At 41.9% G+C, this 25,962-nt stretch carries 20 protein-coding genes and 3 rRNA genes; 12 read left to right on the top strand and 11 right to left on the bottom strand.

Annotated elements, in window-relative coordinates:
* Positions 1 to 482 precede the first annotated feature (482 nt).
* The 4 genes from PBV53_RS01355 to PBV53_RS01370 all read left to right on the top strand — a co-directional run bounded on the left by PBV53_RS01355 (position 483) and on the right by PBV53_RS01370 (position 5,803).
* Positions 483 to 1,958 (top strand): 16S ribosomal RNA (locus PBV53_RS01355).
* Between the two features lie 212 nt (positions 1,959 to 2,170).
* Positions 2,171 to 5,096 (top strand): 23S ribosomal RNA (locus PBV53_RS01360).
* 69 nt (positions 5,097 to 5,165) lie between these two features.
* Positions 5,166 to 5,286 (top strand): 5S ribosomal RNA (rrf, locus tag PBV53_RS01365).
* The 16S, 23S and 5S rRNA genes sit together here, the layout of an rRNA operon.
* 310 nt (positions 5,287 to 5,596) lie before the next feature.
* A complete protein-coding gene (locus PBV53_RS01370) occupies positions 5,597 to 5,803 on the top strand; it encodes a hypothetical protein (RefSeq protein WP_270095393.1) in 207 nt (68 codons plus the stop codon).
* A gap of 58 nt (positions 5,804 to 5,861) precedes the next feature.
* Here PBV53_RS01370 and PBV53_RS01375 read toward each other — a convergent pair whose 3' ends face one another.
* From PBV53_RS01375 to epsC, 3 genes are read right to left on the bottom strand one after another with little or no spacing between them, the layout of a single operon-like run.
* Entirely contained in the window at positions 5,862 to 6,173 is a 312-nt protein-coding gene (locus tag PBV53_RS01375) for a cupin domain-containing protein (RefSeq protein WP_270095394.1), read from the bottom strand.
* Between the two features lie 5 nt (positions 6,174 to 6,178).
* Positions 6,179 to 7,108, bottom strand: coding sequence for a cysteine synthase A (gene cysK / locus PBV53_RS01380; RefSeq protein ID WP_270095395.1), 930 nt, complete (start codon positions 7,106 to 7,108; stop codon positions 6,179 to 6,181).
* Positions 7,109 to 7,154: 46 nt separating this feature from the next.
* A complete protein-coding gene (gene epsC / locus PBV53_RS01385) occupies positions 7,155 to 8,114 on the bottom strand; it encodes a serine O-acetyltransferase EpsC (protein WP_270095396.1) in 960 nt (319 codons plus the stop codon).
* Between the two features lie 292 nt (positions 8,115 to 8,406).
* Here epsC and PBV53_RS01390 point away from each other — a divergent pair, with 292 nt between their 5' ends.
* Entirely contained in the window at positions 8,407 to 9,591 is a 1,185-nt protein-coding gene (locus tag PBV53_RS01390; RefSeq protein ID WP_270095397.1) for a hypothetical protein, read from the top strand.
* A 38-nt stretch (positions 9,592 to 9,629) separates the two neighbouring features.
* Here the strand turns inward: PBV53_RS01390 and PBV53_RS01395 are convergent, their stop codons facing one another.
* The 3 genes from PBV53_RS01395 to PBV53_RS01405 are packed head-to-tail and all read right to left on the bottom strand — an operon-like array spanning position 9,630 to position 11,449.
* Entirely contained in the window at positions 9,630 to 10,562 is a 933-nt protein-coding gene (locus PBV53_RS01395) for a nucleoside recognition domain-containing protein (RefSeq protein ID WP_270095398.1), read from the bottom strand.
* A 41-nt stretch (positions 10,563 to 10,603) separates the two neighbouring features.
* Positions 10,604 to 10,873: a winged helix-turn-helix domain-containing protein gene (locus PBV53_RS01400; protein ID WP_270095399.1), complete on the bottom strand. Its 270-nt coding sequence runs from the start codon at positions 10,871 to 10,873 to the stop codon at positions 10,604 to 10,606.
* Between the two features lie 54 nt (positions 10,874 to 10,927).
* Entirely contained in the window at positions 10,928 to 11,449 is a 522-nt protein-coding gene (locus tag PBV53_RS01405) for a DUF4116 domain-containing protein (protein WP_270095400.1), read from the bottom strand.
* 957 nt (positions 11,450 to 12,406) lie between these two features.
* On the opposite strand from PBV53_RS01405, the gene PBV53_RS01410 reads away from it, so the two are divergent.
* The 3 genes from PBV53_RS01410 (at position 12,407) to thrC (ending at position 16,031) form a co-directional block, all read left to right on the top strand.
* The gene (locus PBV53_RS01410; RefSeq protein WP_270095401.1) at positions 12,407 to 12,544 is read left to right on the top strand and encodes a hypothetical protein; all 138 of its coding nucleotides are present in this window, start codon (positions 12,407 to 12,409) and stop codon (positions 12,542 to 12,544) included.
* Between the two features lie 83 nt (positions 12,545 to 12,627).
* The gene (locus PBV53_RS01415; RefSeq protein WP_270095402.1) at positions 12,628 to 14,193 is read left to right on the top strand and encodes an SIR2 family protein; all 1,566 of its coding nucleotides are present in this window, start codon (positions 12,628 to 12,630) and stop codon (positions 14,191 to 14,193) included.
* 494 nt (positions 14,194 to 14,687) lie between these two features.
* Positions 14,688 to 16,031, top strand: coding sequence for a threonine synthase (gene thrC, locus PBV53_RS01420; RefSeq protein WP_270095403.1), 1,344 nt, complete (start codon positions 14,688 to 14,690; stop codon positions 16,029 to 16,031).
* A gap of 264 nt (positions 16,032 to 16,295) precedes the next feature.
* On the opposite strand, the gene eif1A is transcribed toward thrC, so the two are convergent.
* The 3 genes from eif1A to PBV53_RS01435 all read right to left on the bottom strand — a co-directional run bounded on the left by eif1A (position 16,296) and on the right by PBV53_RS01435 (position 18,268).
* Positions 16,296 to 16,616 (bottom strand): translation initiation factor eIF-1A, encoded by a 321-nt coding sequence (gene eif1A / locus PBV53_RS01425; protein WP_270095404.1) that lies wholly within the window; start codon positions 16,614 to 16,616, stop codon positions 16,296 to 16,298.
* A 321-nt stretch (positions 16,617 to 16,937) separates the two neighbouring features.
* A complete protein-coding gene (locus tag PBV53_RS01430; protein WP_270095405.1) occupies positions 16,938 to 17,312 on the bottom strand; it encodes a hypothetical protein in 375 nt (124 codons plus the stop codon).
* A gap of 50 nt (positions 17,313 to 17,362) precedes the next feature.
* Positions 17,363 to 18,268 carry a pirin family protein gene (locus tag PBV53_RS01435; RefSeq protein ID WP_270095406.1) on the bottom strand — a complete coding sequence of 302 codons (906 nt, stop codon included), beginning with the start codon at positions 18,266 to 18,268 and terminating at the stop codon, positions 17,363 to 17,365.
* 215 nt (positions 18,269 to 18,483) lie between these two features.
* On the opposite strand from PBV53_RS01435, the gene PBV53_RS01440 reads away from it, so the two are divergent.
* Complete coding sequence (locus PBV53_RS01440) at positions 18,484 to 19,308, top strand: nitroreductase family protein (protein ID WP_270095407.1); 825 nt, start codon at positions 18,484 to 18,486, stop codon at positions 19,306 to 19,308.
* A gap of 55 nt (positions 19,309 to 19,363) precedes the next feature.
* On the opposite strand, the gene mtaA is transcribed toward PBV53_RS01440, so the two are convergent.
* On the bottom strand, positions 19,364 to 20,401 hold the full coding sequence (mtaA, locus tag PBV53_RS01445; RefSeq protein WP_270095757.1) for a methylcobamide:CoM methyltransferase MtaA: 1,038 nt from the start codon (positions 20,399 to 20,401) through the stop codon (positions 19,364 to 19,366).
* Between the two features lie 632 nt (positions 20,402 to 21,033).
* Here mtaA and PBV53_RS01450 point away from each other — a divergent pair.
* Entirely contained in the window at positions 21,034 to 21,843 is an 810-nt protein-coding gene (locus PBV53_RS01450; RefSeq protein WP_270095408.1) for an ABC transporter ATP-binding protein, read from the top strand.
* 228 nt (positions 21,844 to 22,071) lie between these two features.
* The gene (locus tag PBV53_RS01455) at positions 22,072 to 24,471 is read left to right on the top strand and encodes an adenosylcobalamin-dependent ribonucleoside-diphosphate reductase (protein ID WP_270095409.1); all 2,400 of its coding nucleotides are present in this window, start codon (positions 22,072 to 22,074) and stop codon (positions 24,469 to 24,471) included.
* A gap of 174 nt (positions 24,472 to 24,645) precedes the next feature.
* On the opposite strand, the gene PBV53_RS01460 is transcribed toward PBV53_RS01455, so the two are convergent.
* Positions 24,646 to 25,017: a winged helix-turn-helix transcriptional regulator gene (locus tag PBV53_RS01460; protein WP_270095410.1), complete on the bottom strand. Its 372-nt coding sequence runs from the start codon at positions 25,015 to 25,017 to the stop codon at positions 24,646 to 24,648.
* A 135-nt stretch (positions 25,018 to 25,152) separates the two neighbouring features.
* On the opposite strand from PBV53_RS01460, the gene PBV53_RS01465 reads away from it, so the two are divergent.
* The gene (locus PBV53_RS01465) at positions 25,153 to 25,728 is read left to right on the top strand and encodes a flavodoxin family protein (protein ID WP_270095411.1); all 576 of its coding nucleotides are present in this window, start codon (positions 25,153 to 25,155) and stop codon (positions 25,726 to 25,728) included.
* Positions 25,729 to 25,962: the final 234 nt, after the last annotated feature.

Here is a 25,962-nt window from a genome sequence, read left to right on the forward strand (position 1 = left end):
TCTTGTGTTATGTGCAAACATGTGTGTATATATAAACCCGTGTCAAATGTTATCACACTACATATAAATACGAGAGCGTAGTGGTAGGGGTGCTCTCATTGAGCTGATTTGTGCCATTTTCGGTACGATCAGGATGAGGGTTCAAAAACGTTTATGCTCTTCATGACTGGATTCACATTCTCAAAAAATGTGTTTATGCTTTCCGATTCGGAACGTATATATAGCATGGAGGAGTTTAAGGAAATCCACTTAATACGTGGAATTTCAATCACCTTCAATTCGAGATCATTAGTGGAGACCGGAGCTTTTTCGGTCTGACGTTGAATTTGGCAGTTCGATTAATTCTGACTGATAGTGTAAATCTATCTATCGAGAACTAATCGAAATTGTGCATGAATAAGTAACTCTCTAATTCACTTTAGAGTGTTCTTTTCCGACAATTTTTAAGTTTAACTTCCATTTTAAGTGTGCTTTAACAACAAACTCTGGTTGATCCTGCCAGAGGTTACTGCTATCGGTGTTCGACTAAGCCATGCGAGTCAAATGTTCTTCGTGAACATGGCGGACTGCTCAGTAACACGTGGATAACCTGCCCTTAGGTTCGGCATAACTCCGGGAAACTGGAGATAATTCCGAATAGGTCAAATATGCTGGAATGCTTTTTGGCCAAAAGACCTCGGTTGCCTAAGGATGGATCTGCGGTCTATCAGGTTGTAGTGGGTGTAACGTACCTACTAGCCTACGACGGATATGGGTTGTGAGAGCAAGAGCCCAGAGATGGATTCTGAGACATGAATCCAGGCCCTACGGGGCGCAGCAGGCGCGAAAACTTTACAATGCGGGAAACCGCGATAAGGGGACACCGAGTGCCAGCATTTATGTTGGCTGTCCACATGTGTAAACGGCATGTGTTAGCAAGGGCCGGGCAAGACCGGTGCCAGCCGCCGCGGTAACACCGGCGGCCCGAGTGGTAATCACTTTTATTGGGTCTAAAGGGTCCGTAGCCGGTTTGATCAGTTCTTCGGGAAATCTGACAGCTCAACTGTTAGGCTTCCGGGGAATACTGTCAGACTTGGGACCGGGAGAGGTAAGAGGTACTACAGGGGTAGGAGTGAAATCTTGTAATCCCTGTGGGACCACCAGTGGCGAAGGCGTCTTACCAGAACGGGTCCGACGGTGAGGGACGAAAGCTGGGGGCACGAACCGGATTAGATACCCGGGTAGTCCCAGCCGTAAACGATGTTCGCTAGGTGTCAGGGGCGGTGCGACCGCTTCTGGTGCCGTAGGGAAGCCGTGAAGCGAACCACCTGGGAAGTACGGCCGCAAGGCTGAAACTTAAAGGAATTGGCGGGGGAGCACTACAACGGGTGGAGCCTGCGGTTTAATTGGACTCAACGCCGGAAAACTCACCGGGGGCGACAGCAAAATGTAGGTCAAGCTAAAGACTTTACCTGAATCGCTGAGAGGAGGTGCATGGCCGTCGTCAGTTCGTACTGTGAAGCATCCTGTTAAGTCAGGCAACGAGCGAGACCCGTGCCCACTGTTGCCAGCATGTCCTTCGGGATGATGGGTACTCTGTGGGGACCGCTGGTGCTAAACCAGAGGAAGGTGCGGGCTACGGTAGGTCAGTATGCCCCGAATCTCCCGGGCTACACGCGGGCTACAATGGTTGGGACAATGGGTCCCTACACCGAAAGGTGATGGTAATCTCTTAAACCCAACCGTAGTTCGAATCGAGGACTGTAACTCGTCCTCGTGAAGCTGGAATCCGTAGTAATCGCGTTTCAACATAGCGCGGTGAATACGTCCCTGCTCCTTGCACACACCGCCCGTCAAACCACCCGAGTGAGGTATGGGTGAGGGCACGGACTTAGTGCCGTGTTCGAACCTAAATTTCGCAAGGGGGGTTAAGTCGTAACAAGGTAGCCGTAGGGGAATCTGCGGCTGGATCACCTCCTAAGCAAGATCCGCACAAAGCGGATCACCGCTATCAGTCAGAAATCGATAAACTGCCAAATTCAACAAACCACATTCAATGATTCACAATCATCAAGTGCACCAGGCAAGTAATGTTGCCCGGGAAGGATGGAAGTGCCTGATACCCCATATCAGGTACGATGAGATCATGTATAAATATTACATATCAGACGCTCACTGGACAAAGTGAGATGGACTCTGGTAATTATGCCGTCAGGTGGATGGCTCGGCTCAAGCGCTGATGAAGGACGTGCCAAGCTGCGATAAGCCCAGGGTAGGTGCATGGAACCTATGAACCTGGGATTTCCTAATGAGACCTCTTAGCACATTTGTGCTGATCAGTAATGATCGGGAACGCCCCGAATTGAAACATCTTAGTAGGGGCAGGAAGAGAAATCGAAGAGATGCCGTTAGTAATGGCGAATGAACCCGGCACAGTTCAAACTGAATCCCTCCAGTAATGTGAGGGAGATGTGGTGTTATAGGAACTTTCTAAGATTCCTATCTTTTCTTAGCTGAACTTTTCTGGAACGTTAGACCATAGAGTGTGATAGTCACGTAAGCAATGAAAAGAGGAATTGGAAATGTTCCTGAGTATCGTGTGTTGGAAATCACGCGAGAATTTGGGAGGCACCAACTTCCAAAACTAAATACGTCTTGAGACCGATAGCGAAATAGTAGGGTGACCGAAAACTGAAAAGTACCCCCAAAAGGGAGGTTAAAAGTGCCTGAAACCTGATGGTGATGGAGCGATATGGCATGAAAGGATCTTTGGATCGAAGGAATCAACCGCGAGGTTGTAGTACGAGTTCCAATGCCGATGTCATATCATACGTTTTGAAGAACGGGCCAGGGAGTGTAACTAAGTGGCGATGGCTAACCTTTTATCTGGGAAGCCGAAGCGAAAGCAACATGCGTGCAACCTTCGGGTGAGACGCGGCGTATACAAGTGCGTGGAGTCACTAAGTTACGACCCGAAGCCGGGTGATCTAGGCGTGGGCAGGTTGAAGCGTGGCGAAAGCTACGTGGAGGACCGCAAGCGGTATTGATCTGCAAATCATTCGTGTGACCTGCGTCTCGGAGTGAAAGGCTAATCTAACCCGGCATCAGCTGGTTCCTTCCGAAACATGTCGTAGCATGACCTAACTGGAGATAGTCGGTGGAGTAGAGCACTGATTGATGGTCCTGGGGGAGAAATCCCTCATCCGTCTGTCAAACTCCAAACCCACCGTCGTCGTAGAAAGTTGGAGTCCGGACTACTGGGGTAAGCCTGTAGTCCGTAAGGGAGACAACCCAGCCCGTGGTTAAGGTCCCTAAGTGTCGACTAAGTGTTAATACTAAAGGGCGTCCCAAGCCCTAGACAGCTGGAAGGTTAGCTTAGAAGCAGCTATCCTTTAAAGAGTGCGTAACAGCCCACCAGTCGAGGTTTGGGGCCCCGAAAATGGACGGGGCTCAAGTCGACCACCGATACCACGGAGTACCGTAAGGTAATCTCGTAGGAAGGCGTTGCGTTTGGGTAGAAGCAGGGCTGTGAAGTCCTGTGGACCGAGCGGAAACGAAAATCCTGGTAATAGTAGCAGCATAGTTAGGTGAGAATCCTAACCGCCGAAGGGGCTAGGTTTCCTCGGCAATGATCGTCAGCCGAGGGTTAGTCGGTCCTAAGTTGTACCGTAATTCGAGTACATCAAAAGGGAAACAGGTTAATATTCCTGTACTATTCAACAATAAAACTGACGTTTTGGGGCAGGCTGAGCGGCGCTGTCGCGCCGTTTAAGCATCTAAATCTGTGGAGAGCCGTAATGGCGAGAAGCGGACGAATATGTTATGACGAAAGTCGGCTGCACCCCGGAACCCGTGAAAAGGGAGTTGAATATCCGTACCGAGATCTGACACAGGTGCCCCTAGCTGAAAAGGCTTAGGCGTGTCGGAATAATTTGGCTAAGGGAATTCGGCAAATTGGCTCCGTAACTTCGGGAGAAGGAGTGCCTGCCGTGAAGACGGCAGGTCGCAGTGACCAGGGAACTCTAACTGTCTAATATCAACATAGGAGATCGCAAACCCGTAAGGGCTAGTACGATCTCTGAATCCTGCTCAGTGCAGGTACCTGAAACTTCGGTTCAACGGAAAGAAGGGCCTGTAAACAGCGGGGGTAACTATGACCCTCTTAAGGTAGCGTAGTACCTTGTCGCTTAATTGGCGACTTGCATGAATGGATCAATGAGAGTTCTACTGTCCCTAGCCAGAGTCCGGTGAAGCTTACATTCTAGTGCAGAGTCTAGAGACCTCTAGGGGGAAGTGAAGACCCCGTGGAGCTTTACTGCAGCCTGTCGCTGGGTTGTGATTTTGGATGTACAGTGTAGGTAGGAGACGTCGAAACCGGTGCGCCAGCATCGGTGGAGTCACAATTGGGACACTACCCTTCCAAGATTACGACCCTCACTCCGTGAGGAGGACCCCGATAGGTGGGCAGTTTGCCTGGGGCGGGACGCCCTTGAAAAGATATCAAGGGCGCGCAATGGTTAACTCAAGTGGGTCGGAAACCTACTGAAGAGTGCAAGAGCATAAGTTAGCCTGACGTGATTCAGCACAGTAGTGGATCACGAGACGAAAGTCGGTTCTAGCGAACCTTTATGTCCCGCTTGGTGCGGGCTAAAGATGACAGAAAAGTTACCCCGGGGATAATTGAGTCGTTGCCGGCAAGAGCACATATCGACCCGGCAGCTTGCTACCTCGATGTCGGTTCTTTCCATCCTGGCTGTGCAGCAGCAGCCAAGGGTGAGGTTGTTCGCCTATTAAAGGAGATCGTGAGCTGGGTTTAGACCGTCGTGAGACAGGTCGGTTACTATCTACTAGAGGTGTATGTGGTCTGAGGGTAAGTTGCTTTTAGTACGAGAGGAACAGAGCAACGGCGCCACTGGTCGATCGGTTGTCTGACAAGGCACTGCCGAGCAGCTACGCGCTAAGGAATAAGAGCTGAATGCATCTAAGCTCGAAATCTAACCTAAAAAGAGACCACTTTAAGGGTTCCGGTAAAAGACCGGATCGATAGGAATGGGATGTAAGCACCAAGGCAACGAGGTGTTCAGTCCGCATTTACTAATATCCGTGCCTCATCCGTCTCGCTTTGTCCAGGCGATATCTGATATGTAATATGATCTACATGATCACAATCCGTTAATTTGAATGAGTATGGCGGCCATAGCGGTAGGGCCACTCCTGTTCCCATCCGAACACAGAAGATAAGTCTACCCACGTTGTTTACTGTACTGAAGTACGAGAGTCTTCGGGAAATCTACATCGCTGCTATACTCACTCTATCCAATTCTTTTCTTAACTGATCTTAAACTCGATAGTTGTGACTCTATTTCTCAGCATTTACAACTAGATTGATCTCATTTCTAACGGATACAAATCGAACTTCTTTTTATTGCTCTTCTTTTTATATTACTATCAAAAGGAATGCACTAATACAGCAAACTCTTCCTCCTCAATATCAATGATTGATCTAAACACAAGCAATCAGAAGTCCTAATTCAATAAAAAATGTATATCCTGATTTTCTTAAATAACAAAAACTTCATATTCTCTAAAATCAATATTAACAGTGGAGGGTAACACTATGCAATGCAATGTATGCGGAGTTGAAACTGACAAAACATATTGTACAGATTGTGAACAGATAATGGAACAGATCATCAAACAGGTAGGAGAAAAGCGATGGGCAGCTATAGACGATTGCTCACATATCTATCCAATGGTAAAAAGAGCTGTCAAAGGGGAGCTTAATATAAACGATATAATTAATGCACTGGAAGTTGAAGACTGACACCGTAAAAAGGTGAGATGCGAATGTTCTATTCCTTCTCACCTTCTTTTACTGTCTCTTATTTTGTCAGGCAAAGCAGTATTGCCAGATTCTCTTCTGCCTGGAGGGCATGTGGTGCATTTGCCGGCATGAATATGAAAGTACCTTCTTTCATCTCTATATCCTTATCGAACAATTTGAAAATACCCTTTCCTTTTAGAACCTGAACAACTCCGTTCTTCGTAGAAGTATGTTCATCAATGTTCGTTCCTGCAGCAAGACACATCAAGGTATAGTTATAGCCTTCTGCCTTGGCAAGCACCGTACTGAAAATTCCCTCCGAAGGGAACTGCATCAATTCACTCAGGTCCTTTGTAAATCCTTTATCCATAAATATCACTCCTTTTCCACAAGTGCAGTACTAAGATATCTCTCTCCTGTATCAGGAAGAACAACAACTATCATCTTTCCTTCATTCTCCTTCCGTCTTGCAACATCCAAAGCTGCAAAAAGAGCTGCACCCGATGATATGCCTGCAAGGATCCCTTCCTTTTTAGCAAGTTCCCGTGTCGTCTCAAGGGCATCTTCATTACTGACCGCTATAATTTCGTCAATGATGTTCATGTTCAACACATCCGGCACGAAACCAGCACCAATCCCCTGTATCATATGAGGTCCCGGACTGCCGCCGGAAAGTACTGCTGAATCCTTAGGTTCGACGGCCACTGCCCTAAACCCGGGCTTACGGAACTTTAGCATCTCTGAAACACCTGTAATAGTTCCTCCGGTTCCGACACCTGCTACCAGAATATCGACCTTTCCTCCGGTATCATCCCATATCTCCCCAGCCGTAGTACAGCGATGGATCTCAGGATTTGCCGGATTCATGAACTGATGTGGAATAAAAGAATTTGAAGTCTCCTTTCCAATCTTTTCCGCTTCCTCGATAGCTCCCTTCATACCATTGGGACCAGGTGTAAGCACTATTTCGGCTCCAAGGACCTTCAATATGTTCCTTCTCTCAACACTCATGGTCTCAGGCATTGTCAATATAAGCCTGTAACCTTTAGTAGCACAAACAAAAGCCAGACCGATGCCTGTATTTCCTGAAGTTGGCTCGATAACCATGACTCCCTTTTTGAGCACTCCTTCCCTTTCTGCGGTCTCTATCATGTTCAAAGCGATACGGTCCTTTACCGAGCCCAGAGGATTAAAAGCCTCCACTTTCACAAGGACAGTAGCATGGCATCCTTCAGTCATCCTGTTCAACCGTACAAGCGGTGTCTTCCCAACAGTTTTTGTTATATCTTCGTAAATCTTCTCCATATCAAAACCCCCATAACATTAAATCTTTAAAATGATCACTGTTCCTTTAGGAAGATGATTTCTTGAAAACAAGCTTTGGCTCTTCTATCAGTACTTTTGTGTCTGCCGGTACTGACCTTGTCAACCAGACATTACCGCCGATAATGGAACGTGCTCCTATTACGGTATCTCCGCCAAGGATCGTTGAATTGGAATAGATCACTACATCATCTTCTATCGTGGGATGTCTTTTAAGGTCACGAAGGATCTGCCCCTTTTCATCCCTCGGGAAACTCAGTGATCCGAGGGTAACCCCTTGATATATCCTTACATTATCCCCTATCAACGAAGTCTCTCCTATGACCACTCCGGTTCCATGGTCTATGAAGAAACCTTTTCCTATCTTTGCACCGGGATGGATATCGATACCAACCACGCTGTGGGCATATTCGGTCATGATGCGTGGAAGGATCTTAATACCCTGTTCATGTAACTCATGGGCTACTCTGTAAACCATAAGTGCAAAGATTCCCGGATAACTGAAAATGATCTCATCGTAACTCTTCGCAGCCGGATCTCCATTATATGCGTTGACAATATCAGTAGCAAGAAGTGCCCTGATCTGCGGTATCTTCTTTAACAGTATGATCGTTTCTTCCTGTCCTTTATCAATGCACTCTACACAATCCTCTTCTTTGCGACGGCACTCATGAAGAATACTGTTCGTCACCTGTTTTGAGAGTTTCTCGAAAAGCTCGGTGATCTCACTTCCAATATGATATATCAGATTGTTCTTTTCAATCGTTTGGTCACCAAAATAACCCGGGAAAAGCACATCTTTAAAAAGATCGATAATCTCAACAATGGAGTCTTTTGATGGTATGACCGCGGAATCAATATGCTCGAAGCAACCTTTATCTGAGCAGCTATTTACAATAGAATCGATGATCACCGGCAATTTTGAACGATAGTTCATTCCCATAATTGAATATTGCATCGAACATCGCTCTGTTTTTTTGTCTGACATATCCTGTGTCTACTCCTCAAATATCTCATCGGCTTAATATATTTTAAAATAAAACTTAATTTGGAATTAACCGTACTTAAATATTGAACCTTAAATATTTAAAGTTGGTAACCATGCTCCTATAATTTAATGTGGTATACTTTGATTTAAGCATTATGACATATTTTGCCGGTTTCCAAGAATGCTCAAAAAGAATTCCAGTATCTTTTTAAGTTGAAAATCTAATCATTACAGTATGAAATTGTGGGGATCGTTCTCATATTTTTTAATGATCTTACTATTTGCTTCATGTATGGGCTGCATCTCAGACGATGTTCCATCAAACAATAATGACCGGTATACCGATCAAGTTCTTCCTGATCAAAATGTTGAAACTCATAGTGTAAGCCTCAATAAGTCGGCTGTTCTTGACATTGAGAACGGTTATTCTCTGAAGTTACTGGAAATAAACAAGAAGGAGAATTATGTTCGTTTCTCCTTTAGAAAAGAAGGTCAGGATTATTTAGCCTCTAAATTGATCACTGGTAACACATATAGCATAAAAGATCCAAACGGGGAGTACGCTGTCTACTCCGTGAATGTGGATAAGATCCACGATAACAGTTTTTTCATCGACCTTACCTATGCGACAAAAGCTGCTATCGCTCGAGAGATTCAGGTTTCAGATGCTGATCTCCAGAAAGTACCTGAGCTTAGTATTGGCAATGACACTATAACTCGATATTATGAGTGGGAATACGATGGTACGAAATTCAGTATGACGGCTGAGTATTACAAAGACAGCTATGAGGTATATTCTGAAAGAACCAGATCCCGTGATTTTGACCAGTTTGTAACAGACACATATGATGATATGTTAATATCCCAACTTACTTCCCAGATGGAGGAAATGGCCCATGATGGTGGCGGTGACTGTGAAGATTCTTCTATACTGCTTGCATCCTTACTCTATGATATGGGCTATGGTGTAGCACTTCCCAGACACATGGCTGTAGGTGTGAAAGGTGACGATGACCTCTCTGGAAGCTATTACAACTATGACGGCACAAAATATTTCTATCTGGAACCCACGAATTCCGGTTGGGATGTGGGTGCTATCCCGGATGAATACAAAAATGAGAGTGTAATTATAACCCCTATCGGATCAGTTTCTCCTGAATTGCGGCTAACATTTACCGGTGCTGGTGAGAAGAATTCCTATCAGACCTCTGTAGATCTGGAGATTACGATAGAGAACGTTGGTTCAATTACTGCGGAAGATGTAGTGATACACACAACTCTTGAGAGCACGGATGAAGGAATGGTCTGGGACCAGATCAAAAGTGATACTATGCTATCAATTGTTCCAGAAAGCAGTATCACTTACTCCGTCTTCGGATTGAAGGTGCCTGCTGGTGAAAGTTATCGTGTGGGTATTACAGCATGGGGTTCTAACGTCAATTCCGAATATATCTTTAGTGAATGGACATCCTCTTAAAAAAAGGAGATCTCAAGTAAGGCACATATTTTTAAGCCTTACCAGAAAAATAGGATAATGCCTATAATTGCCAGCATGATACCATTCTGCATGATGAGGGAGACTGTCATGATCTTCAGACCCAGTTCTGGTCTAAATATTCCTGTGTAATATGGAAGCATGCTCTTTATCCTTGGAACACTTGCCAGTACTCTTCCCACCAGAAGAGCGAGAATGATATCCTTTGTGCTAAGCATTTGAGCAGAGAGTAGATTTCCGGCGATCGTATATGCGGCTATATTACTGGCAAACCATCCTGCAATTATTGGCAGGCCTTCCGGTGGCACATAATTGACAAGAAAAGAGCTTTTCATAATATCTGCTATCAGATCGAATATTCCTGTTTCCATTAACTGGAAAATAGCTATTGACACAACTGTTGTCGTCAAGGTCATTCTCATTACCGTTCGCTTTGACCTTCTCAGTGCGGTCAAGGATGCCTCTCTCAACGTTTTCTTTTCAATATCAGCATTAAGTGTCCCCGATGTTCTCGGTGTGAGGAGCAGTCGTGCTGCTACTAAGGCTATAAGTGTTTTCACAAAACCTATGAGAACTACAATTCCCAGATAGATCAATCCTGTTGTTCCCAGAAGTGCGACTATTATGGGAAGAAGGTCCCTTGAAAGTACGATACTTGAGGGGAACGAATTCACCATTGTTGCTATGATGGTCTCTTTTCTGTCTATGTGCTCATCATAGTGCAACTTTGCTATCATGGAATTTCCTGCTGTGGAAGAGCCAAATGATGTGAGGAAACTAAGCCCGATTTCCTGTCTTAGGTGACCAAAGTGCATTAGGGGGGAAGCAAGAAAACCAAACTTATTGACCCATCCTATTTCGACGAGAATGGCCATGGCAAGTGTTCCTATGATTATCGGAGGAAGGACCTTCATAAGATATTCAAAAGCGAGAAAAAGTGCATCTATCCACATTTGCGGAACAATTGATCATATTGGTTAAGAGCTTTACGCATTCAATCCTTTTTTCTGCCTTTCTTAAGGTCCCACATCTCAGCAAAATTGTCCCGGAGATTGTCACGAAAGCTTTCCTTATAGCAGATAAGTAATTCAGCCACACGTTCAGGTTCGTTTAGAATAAAATGACTTTCTCTTCCATTTTTTATCTTTGTTATTACTTGTCCTCTCAGCAGCTTGTTCAGATGCCATGAAGTTGTTGATGGTGCCAGTCCGATAGCATTAGAAAGCTCTCCATTGTTCATACCTTCATTTTGGAGTAAAGCCACATGATTCATCCAGGTATGCAATTGCCTTAGGGTTATTTTAGACAGCTTCGATTTCTACGATATTGGATGGGGGGTTTGGATGAACATAACTGCGAGTCCGTTTTGCCTGACAGCTGCGAGTTTCATCTCCTCGGTCGGGTCCATAATGTGCTCGAGAGTGAGCCCATCTTGTTTGACAGCTGCGAGTTTCATCTCTTCGGTAGGGGTGGTGATGTATTTGATTGCTAATCCGTCCTGTTTGACTGCCTCGAGTTGCATTTCCTCTGTTGGTTTGTCGATGTATTCAATTGATCCTCCGGATTTTCTGACAGCTTCCAGTTTCATCTCATCTGTCGGGCTGTCGGGCTGTCGGGCTGTCAGGCTGTCGATATGGCGAATGGATATGCCATTGTTCTTGACAACTTCGAGTCGGATTTCCTCGGATGGGTTGGCGATGTACTTTATTGGCCCTCCGTTTATCCTCACTGCTGTGAGTTTAACCTGTTCTGAAGGGTTCTTGATATTCTTTATATCATATGGGTCATTTGTCACAAGTTCAATTTGTTCTTCTTCCGACATGCTTGAATAATCTTTCATGGTTTCACCTATTTCTTGTCTGGATTTCTTAATCATTTTTGAGCACTAGCAATCGCCTCATGCATGAGATTGGTCATGAAATTGAAATGAAGCATACTATGCAGGAAGGGTTTGTCATGCATCCTTGGGGTCATAAAAGAGGTAAAAGATTACTTTAATAATGGGTATGGGAGCCACATTTCAGAGAATACCACCAGTTAGCGGAATTCTCATCCCCCACAAGTCCCCAAACTCGCTCTACGGCTTATAACTCCCATACCCATATAATATATTGATTTCTCAGTTAAAAGATGTTACGACAGAATGTTCTATCGATTATAAGATATTGATTTTTGTAACCATTATTCGATTAAAAAGAGAAATTATTATTCTGATGGGAGTAAGGAGATGGGTGAAGAAGTGCTTGTGGTGGTACTGTGCCAAATCCGAGTACAATCGGTTGGCGGAAAATAATCTCCCTGCTCCTATTTAGTAAATTGGTTTACAGGTTAAAACGCATTGCGGTAAGACATTTAAATATTTTTATTGTATATATATTTATTAGAATTATAATTTGAACAAAAAGAGAACTACATTATTTAGATGTGGAAGTCAGAAGCAGTAGGATTGAACGTTTTTCTGGGGTTTTTGTCAACTATGCAAGTCACAATTGACTGACAAAAGATATTATCGCTTCTGCTCCCACATAGAATATTACTTTCTAAGTTAATACGGATTGTGGTTCAGGGGTGTGATGTAGCCTTGGGGAATGAAAAGAGGGAAGGAGGCTGCTATGAGCGGTAATGCTACGGTATTAACGAAGATGTTGTCTTCTTATGTGGCGTTACAATGATCAGTTCGATTTAGTATAGCTTTCAGAATATAAAATTGTATTTTAACTTTATCACTTTAGTTCAGTGTAGTGAGGGTGTGATTTATAAAACCAAACGTATAATGTATACAGAGGAGAGATTGTCTGTGGAAGAAATAATCGTTTCACATAATACGGTCATGAGGATGGTTTCTAAAATGCCTTTATTTGATAGCGATAGTTTTGATGAGGTTGTCTCAAAGTTGCTTGATTTTTATGATGATGAACAGACAAACAATGAATAAGGTAATCACTATCGATATTTTAGTTGCAAATATTTATATAGCAAAAAGAAACATTATCATAAAATAATTTATGGTGTTTCTCAATGGATATAAGTATTAAAGATACTCTTGTGGCTCACTTTCAACAGATTTCATCATCCCCGTTTTTGTTTGTCGGTTCTGGATTTTCTAGAAGGTATATAGGACTCGAAAAGTGGGACGAATTGTTGAAGAGTTTTTGCAAGGGCTTGAAACCGTATGAGTACTATGTTTCTAAATCTGATGGAAGTTTGGAAAGCACTGCTACATTGATATCGGAAGATTTCAATGATTTGTGGTGGGAATCACCAGAATATGAGAGGTCTAGGAAAGAAAACACCGCTGACGTCATTGGGAATGCATCTGCACTTAAGTTTTCGATTGCTAAATATGTTAAAGATCTTTCAACAAATGATATTGAAGACCCAGATCTTAAAAAAGAGATTGAGTTATTGTTAGATTCTAATATCGATGGTATCATAACCACCAATTGGGATCTGCTTTTAGAAACGTTGTTCCCAAAATACAAAGTTTACGTTGGTCAAAAGGAGCTCATTTCTTCATCACCTTTATCAATTGCTGAAATTTACAAAATACATGGGTGCAGTTCCAATCCAAACAGCATGGTTTTAACAGCTGAAGATTATGAAGCGTTCAATGAGAGGAATACATATCTTGCTGCTAAATTGATAACGCTTTTTGTGGAACATCCCATAATATTCATCGGATATTCTTTAAACGATCCCAACGTTGTTGCTCTCTTACATTCGGTGGTTAAATGTCTCACACAAGAAGGCATTGACAAAGTAAGAAAAAATTTAATTTTTGTTCAGCGCTTAAAAGCCGGTCGGACTGAAGGTATTTCTGATAGTATCATGACTTTCCCCGATGGGCACATTCCTATAAAATTGGTTACTACAAATAGCTTCATCCCCGTTTATGAAGCAATTGCTTCCGTGGAAAGAAAAATTCCTGCAAGTATTCTGCGGCATTGTAAGGATCAATTTTATACTCTTGTGAAAGAAAACGATCCACATGGTCATTTATCGGTCGTTGATTATGACTTAATTGATGATGAGAATGATATTGAATTTTTTGCGGGTATTGGAGTTGTTTCAGACAAAGTTTCCACGTTGGGTTATACGTCAATTACTGCTGAAGATTTATTTTTAGATTGGATTAATGATTCAAACCTATATGATTCGACTCTGATTATTGAGAAGACTCTGCCAGAACTACGAAAAGGAAGGTCCTATTTACCAATCTATAAGTATTTACAAGACATGGGTATATCTTCACAAGCAGATTATGAAATGTCGGGTCTTAATTTTGATACGCTTCTTGCTGAAGACCACATGAAGTATCAATCAAATTCATTGAAAAGGTCTTATGAATTACATGCTGACGGAAAAACGTTCCATAAAATACTCGATGAGTTTACTTTCTCGAAAGCATGTGGTTATATCCCACTATTATCACTTTCTGAAATCGATTTGCCTATTCTAGAAGACTTCATATCCATCAATCAGTATTTGTTGAATGACTCCTCATATAAAACATATTATAGAAAGTCAATATGCTTAGCAGACTATCTGAAATATGGTTGGGATAATGTGCCGGCAGATGAGTAATTTAATACTTCTTTTTTTTTAATCTGGCTTCCCGTGTCTAATAAATTCGGCATACATTGTTAAATTGATCATTTCCAGTATCTATTTAATGTATCATAAATTGTCAGCGATCATTAAGATTCTCAATCTCCTCAAACACTTCCGGATATTGAGATCTCAACTCAGCATATTTCAGAAGAAGTGAAAATACATCCTTGGGGATTCAGGAGAGGGAAACGATTGTTGTGATTTGCACAATGTTTGTTTCGATAGATGTACCATTTATTTCTTACAACAAGAAGGAAATCGAAAAGGGTACTATCTGACGTGGTATAATAACGATTCTGGTACATTTCTCGAAATGTTAGAATGATAAGAAATTTTCTATTGCATGTTCAAATGGTCGGCACTATCCCATCGAAATATTAATTATAAAAGGAAGCTTTTCATACTTCATACACCTTTAAAGAACATAAGAACATAATATTCGCCAATCAAATTGAGATCTGATCAACATGAAACTCTATAGTACCAATCTCAAAGCAGACGAAGTATCCTTCGAAACTGCTCTTATTAAAGGTCTTGCTCCGGATAAAGGCCTTTACATGCCAAAAGATCTCCCCCATTTCTCAGAGGAAGAGCTTACTTCCCTTAAAGATGAGCCATATCCTGAGATAGCCTTTAAGCTGCTCAGCAGGATCCTTGAAGGTGAGATAGATGAAGCATCATTAAAAGAGATCACATATGATGCTTACAACTACGATGTTCCTCTGGAGGAAGTGGATGAGAACACTTACATAATGAGGCTTGATCGTGGACCCACTGCTTCATTCAAGGACTTTGCAGCCCGTATGATGGCAAGGTTGATGCAGTACTACCTCAAAAAAGAGGACAAGAAACTGACAATTCTAACGGCTACTTCTGGAGATACCGGCAGTGCTGTAGCCCATGCATTCTACGGTCTTGACAACATAAAGGTGATCGTGCTATTCCCTGAGACCGAAGTATCAGACCGTCAGAGAAAGCAGATGACCACCCTCGATGGCAACATCTCTGCCATTGCAATGGACGGGAAGTTCGATGACTGCCAGGCATTGGTCAAACAGGCTTTTGCAGACCCTGACCTTAAGCACCTGAACCTTTCATCAGCAAATTCGATCAATATAGGCAGACTTATCCCACAATCCATTTATTATTTCTATGCCTACCTTAAGCTTCGGGAGTTCCCGGAAGAGATCATCTATTCCATTCCTTCAGGAAATTTCGGTAACATGATGGGATGTGTGTTCGCAAAGAAAATGGGTGTGCCAATTAAGAAGATCCTTGCTTCTGTGAACGAGAACGATGAAGTGCCTGTTTTCTTCAACACAGGTGAGTACTCCAAGATCGAACCTTCCAGAAATTGTATCTCAAATGCAATGAATGTCGGTCATCCAAGCAATCTTGCCAGATTGGTGATGATATATGGTGGTGAAATGGATGAGACCGGCCACATAAATAAGATGCCAAATATGGATATTCTCAACAATGATATCTTCTCTACATCAGTTACCGATGAGGAAACAACGGCTATTGTCAGGGAATTCTATGAGGAATATGGCATTTTCATTGAACCCCATGGAGCAGTCGGAATAAAAGGACTTCTGGATTACAGGGCAGTTTCTAATGACGATACACTGGCTGTAACGCTCGAGACAGCTCATCCGGCAAAGTTCCCTAAAGAAGTGATGTCTGCAATAGGTGTCGATCCTGAACCACCCCAGACACTCAAGGATGTCGAGTCAAGGGAAGAGTTCGTGGAATTTTTGGAAGCTGACTATGAGCAGTTCAAGAACTACCTGAAGGAAAAGCTTGACTAAGCTTCTCCTTTTTTCTCTCCTTTTCTTTTTTTATTACTTTTAGAAACAGAACAGTTCTGGATTGGTCAGATCCCAATATTTTCTAGCACTTTTTTAAGCAAATTACCTATTCAGAGATATGCATCAACAGTTTTACAAGAATATGTTCTCTAGCTCAAATAAACGTATTCTGTGTATCGAAAACAACAAATGGAAAAATATACTCAAAAATAAATTTAAGAAAAAATAAGATGATATGAAAAGCAAAAATTGCTATTCATATACTTATTTCAGGAAACCCTTTCTCTCAAGCCACTCGACCTGTGGTCTTGTGTATTTCCATATTACTTCTGCTTTTGAATCCTGGAAGGACCATGGTGTGATGATAACAATATCGCCTTCACGTACCCACATTCGCTTTTTCTTTGAACCAGGGATACGTCCCATTCTTACGATACCGTCCATACACTGGAGGGTAACTCTTTTTCCTCCGAGGAGGGCACTTACGGTTGCAAGTATCTCATTGTTCTCTCTTCGTGGAGTCCTAACTCTTGTGACAGCTGGAGCATCTGTCTTGCTACCACGACCTCCACTAGTTTTTTTCATATTACTTCTATAATTGGCCAGATTAATTCCTCTTTAGTTTAATGAAAGTTCTGAAATTGGTTGATACATTTCACTCAGATAATAGGTGCAATACCTCAAAACATTGAGGTTATCTTCACCGCCTTAAGACCATTTTCAATCTTAAAGGACCCATACAATTCATTATTGAAAATGAGATGATTTTGAATAACAAATCATAATCGTATTCTTTAATTATAAAATCCATTCAATCTATATAAAGTCAATTGAAGAAGTTAGATAATTCAACCCTCATCTAATGATATCTTGCTATTTTGTTGACATTAGGGCACTTTTTTAGGCTTAAACCCACCCTTCTTCCTCATATATTCTTATACCTTTGTCCATTGCCTGCCTGATATTTTCAAAAACAGCGGTATAGAACCTTTTTATGTGAAAACAGGACTTGCCTTTAAGAAGATGTAACAGTTCTTCAGGAGCATCATCGAATCTGTCTTTATGTGTATATATGGGCAAGAAATATAATCCAACGTGATATTTCTGTATAATGATGGAAGCAAAGAACATCTCTTTCTTCTTTGTTCTCCCAATCTGTACGGTTTTTGTTCCGTAAATATCGTATCGTCTGCTCTCATCTATTTTTACAGACAGGGGTGGCACATAAGAAGAAAGAATAACCCTAAGTTCATTGAAGATCTTCTGCTTTTCATCTTCCATAGTGAACAATTGACTGTTTGCTAAATAAACATGTTCACTAACTTTCGATCTCAGGATCTTATGAATGTCCCTTTCCTATATTCTTCAAAAGCTATCTCTAACTCTTCCTGTGTGTTCATCACAATAGGGCCATACCATGCAATCAGCTCATTGAGTGGTTTTCCTGAAATAAGCAAGAAGCGAGCGCCTTTATCTCCAGAAGTGACTGAGATGCGGTCTCCGTCATTGAACATGATCAGATTTTCGGGACCAATGGAAGATGAATTTTCAAGGTCTGAATATTCAGCATCTTCTACTTCATAAGCATAGGTGTATTCATTTTCATCAAAAGAACCGTTTCCCTTCATCACATATGCAAAGACGGTATATCCCATTTTAGTGGAGTGTGTGAATACTGTATTAGCTGGAATTGTCACATCAAGATATTCAGGATCTGTCACAATGTCCTGTACAGGTCCTTTATTTCCTTCTATTTCCCCGCAAATTACCTTTACGCGAACATTATTCTCTAATACCACTTCTGGGATCTGTTCGTTTTTTACTTCCCGATACCTTGGCTTCATCATCTTATGGGATGCCGGCAGGTTAGCCCATAACTGGAATCCCCACAGGCTGCCATCGGATTCACCTTTTGGCATTTCCTGATGAATTATCCCGCTTCCGGCAGTCATCCACTGTACATCCCCTGAATTGATCACGCCTGAATTCCCCATGCTGTCACCATGTTCTATTTTTCCTGACAACACGTAGGTGATAGTCTCTATGCCCCTGTGAGGATGCCAGGGAAATCCCATTAAAAACTCATTCGGATCGTTCGAATGGAAGTCATCAAGCAAGAGAAATGGATCAAGTTGAGGTGCCTGATCAAAGCCAAAAGCTCTTTTCAGGTGTACTCCTGCTCCTTCAATGGTCGGCCTGCTCTTTATTATTTTATTTATCGATCGTGTAGTACCCACATAAATTCCCCCTAATACATTTTTGTCTGATATTATATGATGTTAATGCAGAACAGATCGATTGTCTGAAACGACCGATCTGAATTGTGTTGATCAAAGATCTAACTAAAATTGAAATTATTCCATTTTAAATTTAGAACTCAACAGATGAAAAGTTTATACGTTCTTAACACCAACATTAAACGAACATTAATTTTGAAATGTTAGGTGATATTATGCAAGTGATCTCTGTAAACCCTGAACTGTGCACCAATTGTGATATATGTGTAGAACTTTGTCCGATGTCGATAATCCTCCCTTCTGAGGAAGGTGGAACCCCTTACAGTCCAGAAGAAGCAGCTGCCTATTGTGCCAAATGTGGGCACTGTGAAGTATTCTGTCCAGAGGGTGCAATTTCCACTTTGTTCGACTCGACCTACTATCAGCTTCAGGATGATAGTTTTCCTTCTCTTACATCATCAGAGATTGGCAAATATATGGTGATGCGGCGCTCTGTCAGAAGCTATAAGGATGAATCTGTCGAAAGGTCTACGATTGAAGAGATACTTGATATTGCACGCTATGCTCCTTCCGGGATGAACAATCAGCCTGTTCATTGGACCATTGTCCACGACCCGGAGGAAGTAAAGAAGATCACTTCTCTGACCATTGACTGGATGCGCGAGGTCGTTGCTGATGATATTGAGCATCTCCTCAAGGCATTGATGCCCACTCTGATCTCAGTTCATGAAAATGGCATTGACCCTATATGCAGGGGAGCTCCGCATCTGGTCTTTGCTCACACTGAGGCTGAGAATCCGACTGGTTATACCGATAGTATCATAGCACTTTCATGGTTCGAGCTTGCAGCACAGGCATTCGATATCGGCACATGCTGGGCTGGTTTCCTTGCTATTGCGGCAACATCCTACAAACCACTCATGGATGAGCTTGACCTTCCGCAAGGCCATGTGGTCCAATACAGTATGATGTTCGGTCATCCTGAGCATAAGGTCAATGGTATTCCGGGAAGGGAACCTGCGAGGGTAAATTGGAAATGAGTGTAAATAATACAAAAGAGTTTATAAAAATAAGATAAATCATTGGAGAATGGACTCACAGGAGCCCTTTCTCCAAATAATATTCATCCCTTGCAGCAACGAATGCTTTCAAATTATCCAGGGATGTATGCGGTGCCAGTCCGCAACCTGGTGCAAGAATATCTACTCCATCCTCTATGCACTGCTTTGCTTCTTCTTTCACCTCTTCGGGCTTCATCCCAAGAAGTGTATGCACAGGTGAAACATTCCCTATCAAACAGGCATTGTTACCGATGGCATTTTTTGCATATTGGATCTCTACCTTTTCTTCTATGCTTATCCCATCGAAACCTGAAGTTGAAAGCTTCTCAAGGATATCGGCAGCATCCCCGCACATATGTGCTATGGTCTTTCCTTTTATCTCACGGTTAAGCCTTTTGTATTCCGGAAATATCATCGTTTCAAAGAATTCCGGTGGGATCAATTCTGGCCCTGCTTCTGAATCAGGTATACAGACGACATCAGCTCCTCGTTCCAGGAGTGCATTTGAATATTCTATGCAAATATCAGTACTGAAAGTTATCAGTTCCTTGATGGTTTCGGGGTTTGAAATGAACCACATGAGGTAGTTCCTCACACCAACAAGCGATAAAGTAATAGCAGCTGGTCCGAGGTGACCTGCAATTATTGGTATATCCTCATCAGCTCTCTTCTTGATGATCTCCGTGGCATCCAGAATGGTCTTGATCCTTTCAGACTCAAGGAAATTCTCAGGCACTGTCAGGTCCTTCACATCATCTACGGTCGCAAAAGGAAAATCGTTTATGGAAGGTTGTGTGTCAAATGTCCCTTCTCCCATGGTACACCCTAATGTCTGGGCAATAGCAGTTCCATCGAATGGATAACGGATACCTTCCAGGCCAGCTACCTCATGTCCTGCAATGGCGAGTGTGGCCATTTTCTCAGAATTAAAATGTGCTTCCGGCCACTGTGTACCCGATGCTTGCATTAGATCAATGGTCCCTGTCTGTGTAACTGCACAGACGGGTACTTTGTCGACTTCTTTGCCTTCAAGCGATCTGATGAATCTTTCCTTTGGTGTAATATCTGTCAGGTGAACCCCTCCTTTATTCGATCTGAGCTAACATTCCTGTGTAAATAGTTCAATATAGGCTGATATCTCTGATAATTAGTTCCATACAACCTCGGGCTCTGAACTACTTTAAATTTGTGATTCGCAAGTTCATGTAATGGCTTATGCTGAATGGGAGAATATGGATATTTCGAAGGATAATTGATCAGTTTCTTATCGTTTTATTTTGTCTCACTCATGTATATTTTTTGTTAGTAACTACTTAGAAAGTCTGTATGGGGTATATGTACATTGAGTGTATTTTGTTCGCAGGACAAGTACAGTACATGTTTGTGATTTCTTCAACGATCTCTTTAGGATAAATAATATGATGAACACAGGTCCAACTTACTGGAACCTGTGTAATTGGGCTTGCACCGAGAGATGATGAATTTGATGACGAAAGAATACAAACTACGAAAAACCCTGCTATAACATGGTTTGGTTGTTGAAAACTACCTTTCTGACTCTTTAGGAATAAAAGTAGACCTTGTGCCCAAAAAAACCCAAAAACCAAATTTAGGGAATATATTGAATGAGGCAATGCCAGTATGATAAATGTTTCACTCCAGGAAGGGAGCAAATAAATCTGTAAGAAACAGGTACACGTTAACATGACCGAACTGCAAGAAGATTATCTCGATCAAACGGCACTTATAGAAATGGCGAACCTGATAGTTTCCAGAGATGGAAAGAACATACTGGATTCCATCGATCTTCGAATAGAGCAGGGTGAGAACGTGGCCATTGTGGGACCCAATGGGTCAGGAAAATCATCCATAATAAAAGTTATAACCGGTGATTATCGGCCCCGTGCTGAACGTGATATGAGCTTTCGCATACTTGGCAGGGAAAGATGGAACCTGCCCGAGCTCAAGAATCTGATGGGAATTGTGTCCGGAGACCTTCAGTTCAATTACGCCAGAAGTATATGTGGCTTCGACGTGGTACTCTCAGGTTTTTTCAGCAGCATAGGTATATATCCGAACCATAAAGTAAAGCCGGAAATGATAGAGACCGTATTTGAGGTCATGAAATTCCTTGAGATATCTCCTTTATGCGACAAACTGATATCCAAAATGTCAACTGGGGAAGCCAGAAGGCTGCTAATAGCAAGAGCACTGGTTCACAATCCCAGGGTACTTGTGCTTGATGAACCTGCCAACAGTCTTGATATAAAGAGTCATCACAAGTTCCGGGAAACCACAAGGAAGATAGCAGCTTGCGGAACAAACATTATCCTTGTTACCCACGAACTTGCAGACATCATTCCCGAGATAGGAAGAGTTGTTCTCATCAAGAATGGAAAGATATTTGCCGATGGCAATAAGGAAGACATGCTAACTGAAGAAAAACTCTCGGAACTCTTCGGCCTTCCTGTGTATGTAATGGAAAAAGATGGATACTACAGTGCATGGTGTTGAAACATCATCACCATGAATAAAATGGTTTGTAGAAAACCTATTAAAACAGCCTATTAAAACAACTATCAACAGATTGAAACTGGCAACTCTATTCAACAAAATAGTTTGCTCTTAATATTATTGTGAGTTTCCATTTGAGTCTGAATAAAAAGGATTTCTACAAATCTGAAGATTGATTATTAGAGTACAAATGATGAACTTGTTTGCTTAAAAGTATAAGGTGAAAAAATGGGAATAACAACGCAATGCAAAACACTTAGCCCGATTGCTGAAGATATCCTCGGTAAAAGGTATTACCATGAGGGTGAGGATTGGAAAGGACTATGTGAAAGAGTCGCATCTGTAATATCAAATGGTGACAAAGAATTAGTAGATGACTTCTTTGATGTGATGTACAACCTTGATTTCTTGCCAAATTCTCCTACATTGGCAAATGCAGGTAAAGAAAGTGACAGACAACAGCTTTCTGCATGTTTCATATTACCTGTTGAAGATGATATAGTTGAAATAATGGAGACCGTCAAAAACACTGCGATTGTTCATAAAAGCGGTGGTGGAACTGGTTTTGACTTCTCTTCAACTAGACCAAAGGGTTCCCCTGTATCATCAACAAATGGTGTTGCATCTGGTCCTCTCAGCTGGATGAAAATCATCAATGCAACTACAGAAGAAGTCAAACAGGGTGGTATGAGACGTGGCGCAAACATGGGTACTCTCCGTGTGGATCATCCAGATATTCTTGATTTCATCCTTTGTAAGAAGAATGACAAGACGATGACAAACTTCAATTTGTCCGTTGGTGTGTCTGACGTTTTCATGGATGCTGTTGAGAAGGGCGATGATTTTGAACTGGTGAATCCTCATAATAAAGAAGTGATCCTTACGGATGCCCGTGAGATATTTGATATCATATGCAAGAATTCTTGGGAATCCGGCGAACCCGGAATGATATTCATTGATGTGGTAAATTCCACTAATCCTGTTCCTCATCTCGGTGCGATCAAATCATCAAATCCCTGTGGTGAGTTCTATTTCATTCCATTCGGTGTATGTAATCTTGGTTCAATAAACTTGGTCAATATGCTAAAATCTGTGGAAGATGGACGCTATGTAATTGACTTTGACCGTCTCAAGAAGATCACTGAAATTGCAGTCACATTCCTGGATAAAGTCATCGATGTGAATCATTTCCCATTACCTGAAATCCATGATATGGCACACAATACCAGACCTATTGGATTAGGTGTCATGGGACTTGCAGACATGTTGCTGTACATGAAATTACCTTATGACAGTGATGCAGGTCGTGAAATGGTTGGAAAGGTAATGAAGTTCATTGATGATGTTGGATGGGCTACATCAAACATGCTTGGTCGTGAATTAGGTACATTCCCTGAGTTCCAGCAAGAAAACCTTCCATCACAGAAGACACCAAGAAATTGTCAGATCACAACGATCGCACCTACAGGTACACTTGCAACATTTGCTGGTGTTTCATTTGGAATTGAACCTAACTTCAATTTCGTGTATAGAAGGAAGATCGTTGATAGTGAATTCATTCAAGTTCATCCACTCTTTGAGAAGGTGGCGAAGGAAGAAGGCTTCTATTCTGAAGAACTGATGGAAACGCTCAGGACAACTCCATCTCTGAAGGTGAGAAACCTGGCTGGAGTCCCGGAACACGTGAAGGAATATTTCATCACAGCTTTCGATATTTCACCTGAAGACCATGTGAAGATGCAAGCTACAGTCCAGAAGTATGTTGACAACGCTGTCTCAAAGACCATAAATCTCCCGTATGATGCTACATCTGAGCAAATAGGAGAATTGTATATGATGGCTTGGAAACTCGGCTGCAAGGGCATAACAGTCTATCGTGATGGCTCCAGGGACGACCAGGTGATCGTTGCTGTTAAAGAATCAGATGAGGTAGATATAAAGCTCCTTGAAATATGCGGTGATACAGATATTGAAGAAGCTGATATCGAAGAAGACATCGCTCCTACTCTGATCGACATCATGAATCCTGAGGCATTCGCTTTTGCAATGGAAAGGTTATCTCCTGAAGAGAAGAGTGAGCTTCTTCAGAGGGTGAATCTCTTCAAATTGAATTACAACACAGAAATTGACTTGCATCCAAAGGAAACTGTAAATGGCAGAAGGACAAAGTTCACAACCGGATGTGGTGAATTATATTGTAAATCGTTCCAGAATCCAATAGGCGATGGTAATGATTCAATCCTTTGGGAGCTGTTCATGACCACTGTCGGTGGTGGTTGTAAAGCTCATTCTGCTGCACTTGCGATCACTGTATCACTTGCATTGCAGGGAAGAGCAAATATCAAGAGCCTCACACATCATTGGAGTAAGATCCAGTGTGATGCATGTAAAGGCCGTGATACTGATGGTAAGTCATGTCCTTCAATCGTGGCTAATTACATCAGATCATTGACACAAGATTCGGTTGCCGGTACAATGGATAAAGTAATCGAAACACCAAGAAGTGTTCAAGAAGTCATTAACCTACAGACATCATTGAAAGGTGTTTGCCCGGAATGTGGTGAAGAGATAAGACGCATTGATGGATGTAGAAGTTGTTCAGCATGTGGCTGGACAAGGTGTGATTAACGTCACACCATTTAATATTTGATAAAATTCAGGCTTTGTAAAAATCCTTTTTATTCAGACTCAAATGGAAACTCACAATAATTTTAAAAGCAACCTATTTTGTTTAATAAAGTTGCCAGTTTTAGTCTGTTGATAGTTGTTTTAATAGGTTATCTACATAGCAAAAGTAATGTATTATTTTTCCTGTCCAAGAGTGCATTGCCTGCCCAGATACTCACTACCCCAGTCACAAAGTGCTTCTAGTATGGGAGCAACGGTCTTACCAAATTCTGTTAATGAATATTCGACCTTTGGGGGAATTTCCGGATACATCTTCCGGTTTACCAGGCCATCTTCTTCAAGCTCCCTTAGCTGTTTTGTCAGCATTCTCGGGGAAACGCCATGGAGATTCTGCTGTAGTTTGTTATAACGTATTACCTCAACTTCTTTTAGTTGCCAGAGGATAAGAGGTTTCCATTTTCCCCCGATAACATCAAGGGTTGCTTCCACAGGGCAGTGGTATTCTTTGTTGTTCCTGATATTGATCAGTTTCTCATCGTTTTCCATGATCTCGCCTTACTATACTTTTTGTTAGTGACTATATGGGATGTCTGTATGGAGTATATGTATATTAGATGTCATTTAATTGTATATAAGGCAACTCGTTGTATTTGCATAATTCAAAATATGGAAGTTATCAAAATGAAAGTCGTAGCAATTAATGGAAGTCCCAGAAAAGAAGGGAACACAGCAAAGCTCATAAAAAATGTATTTTCAAAACTTGAGGAAGAAGGAATTGAGACAGAAATTATCCAGCTTGGCGGCAACCCTGTCAGAGGTTGCATTGGCTGTATGAAGTGTTGGGAGAACAAGGACAATCGCTGTATCATCAAGAACGACATGATCAATGATTGCATTGAAAAGATGATCGAAGCTGATGGGATCATAATTGGAACTCCTACATACTTTGCTGATGTCAATGCAGAAACTAAGGCTCTGATCGACAGAGCAGGTTTTGTATCTCTTGCAAACGATAACCTTTTCAAGCGTAAGGTTGGAGCTGCTGTTGTAGCTGTCAGGAGGGCAGGTGCAATTCATGCATTTGATTCCATAAATCACCTCTTTACAATTAACCAAATGTTGATCCCGGGTTCAAGGTACTGGAACATGGGTATCGGGCTTGCACCGGGAGATGTTGAATCTGATGAAGAAGGGATCCAGACAATGAAAATCCTCGGTGAGAATATGGCATGGTTGTTGAAGAAGATACAGGATTAAAAAAGTAATACTAGTAATCAAAATTGTATTTTGCCACCATTTAAATGGTGGTTTTCTTTTATATATTTTTATTAATTCTTAAAAATACAATTCAATCACAAGACAGTGAAACTTTTTGTTGTCCCTTATGTTAATAAAAATTTACCGTTTTCCACGATCTCATAACAGTATACTTTTTGTTAGTGACTATGTGGAATGATTGTATGAAGTATTTATACACATGTGCCCATTTTG

The sequence above is a fragment of the Methanococcoides alaskense genome (assembly GCF_027594145.1).
GTDB lineage: Archaea > Halobacteriota > Methanosarcinia > Methanosarcinales > Methanosarcinaceae > Methanococcoides > Methanococcoides alaskense.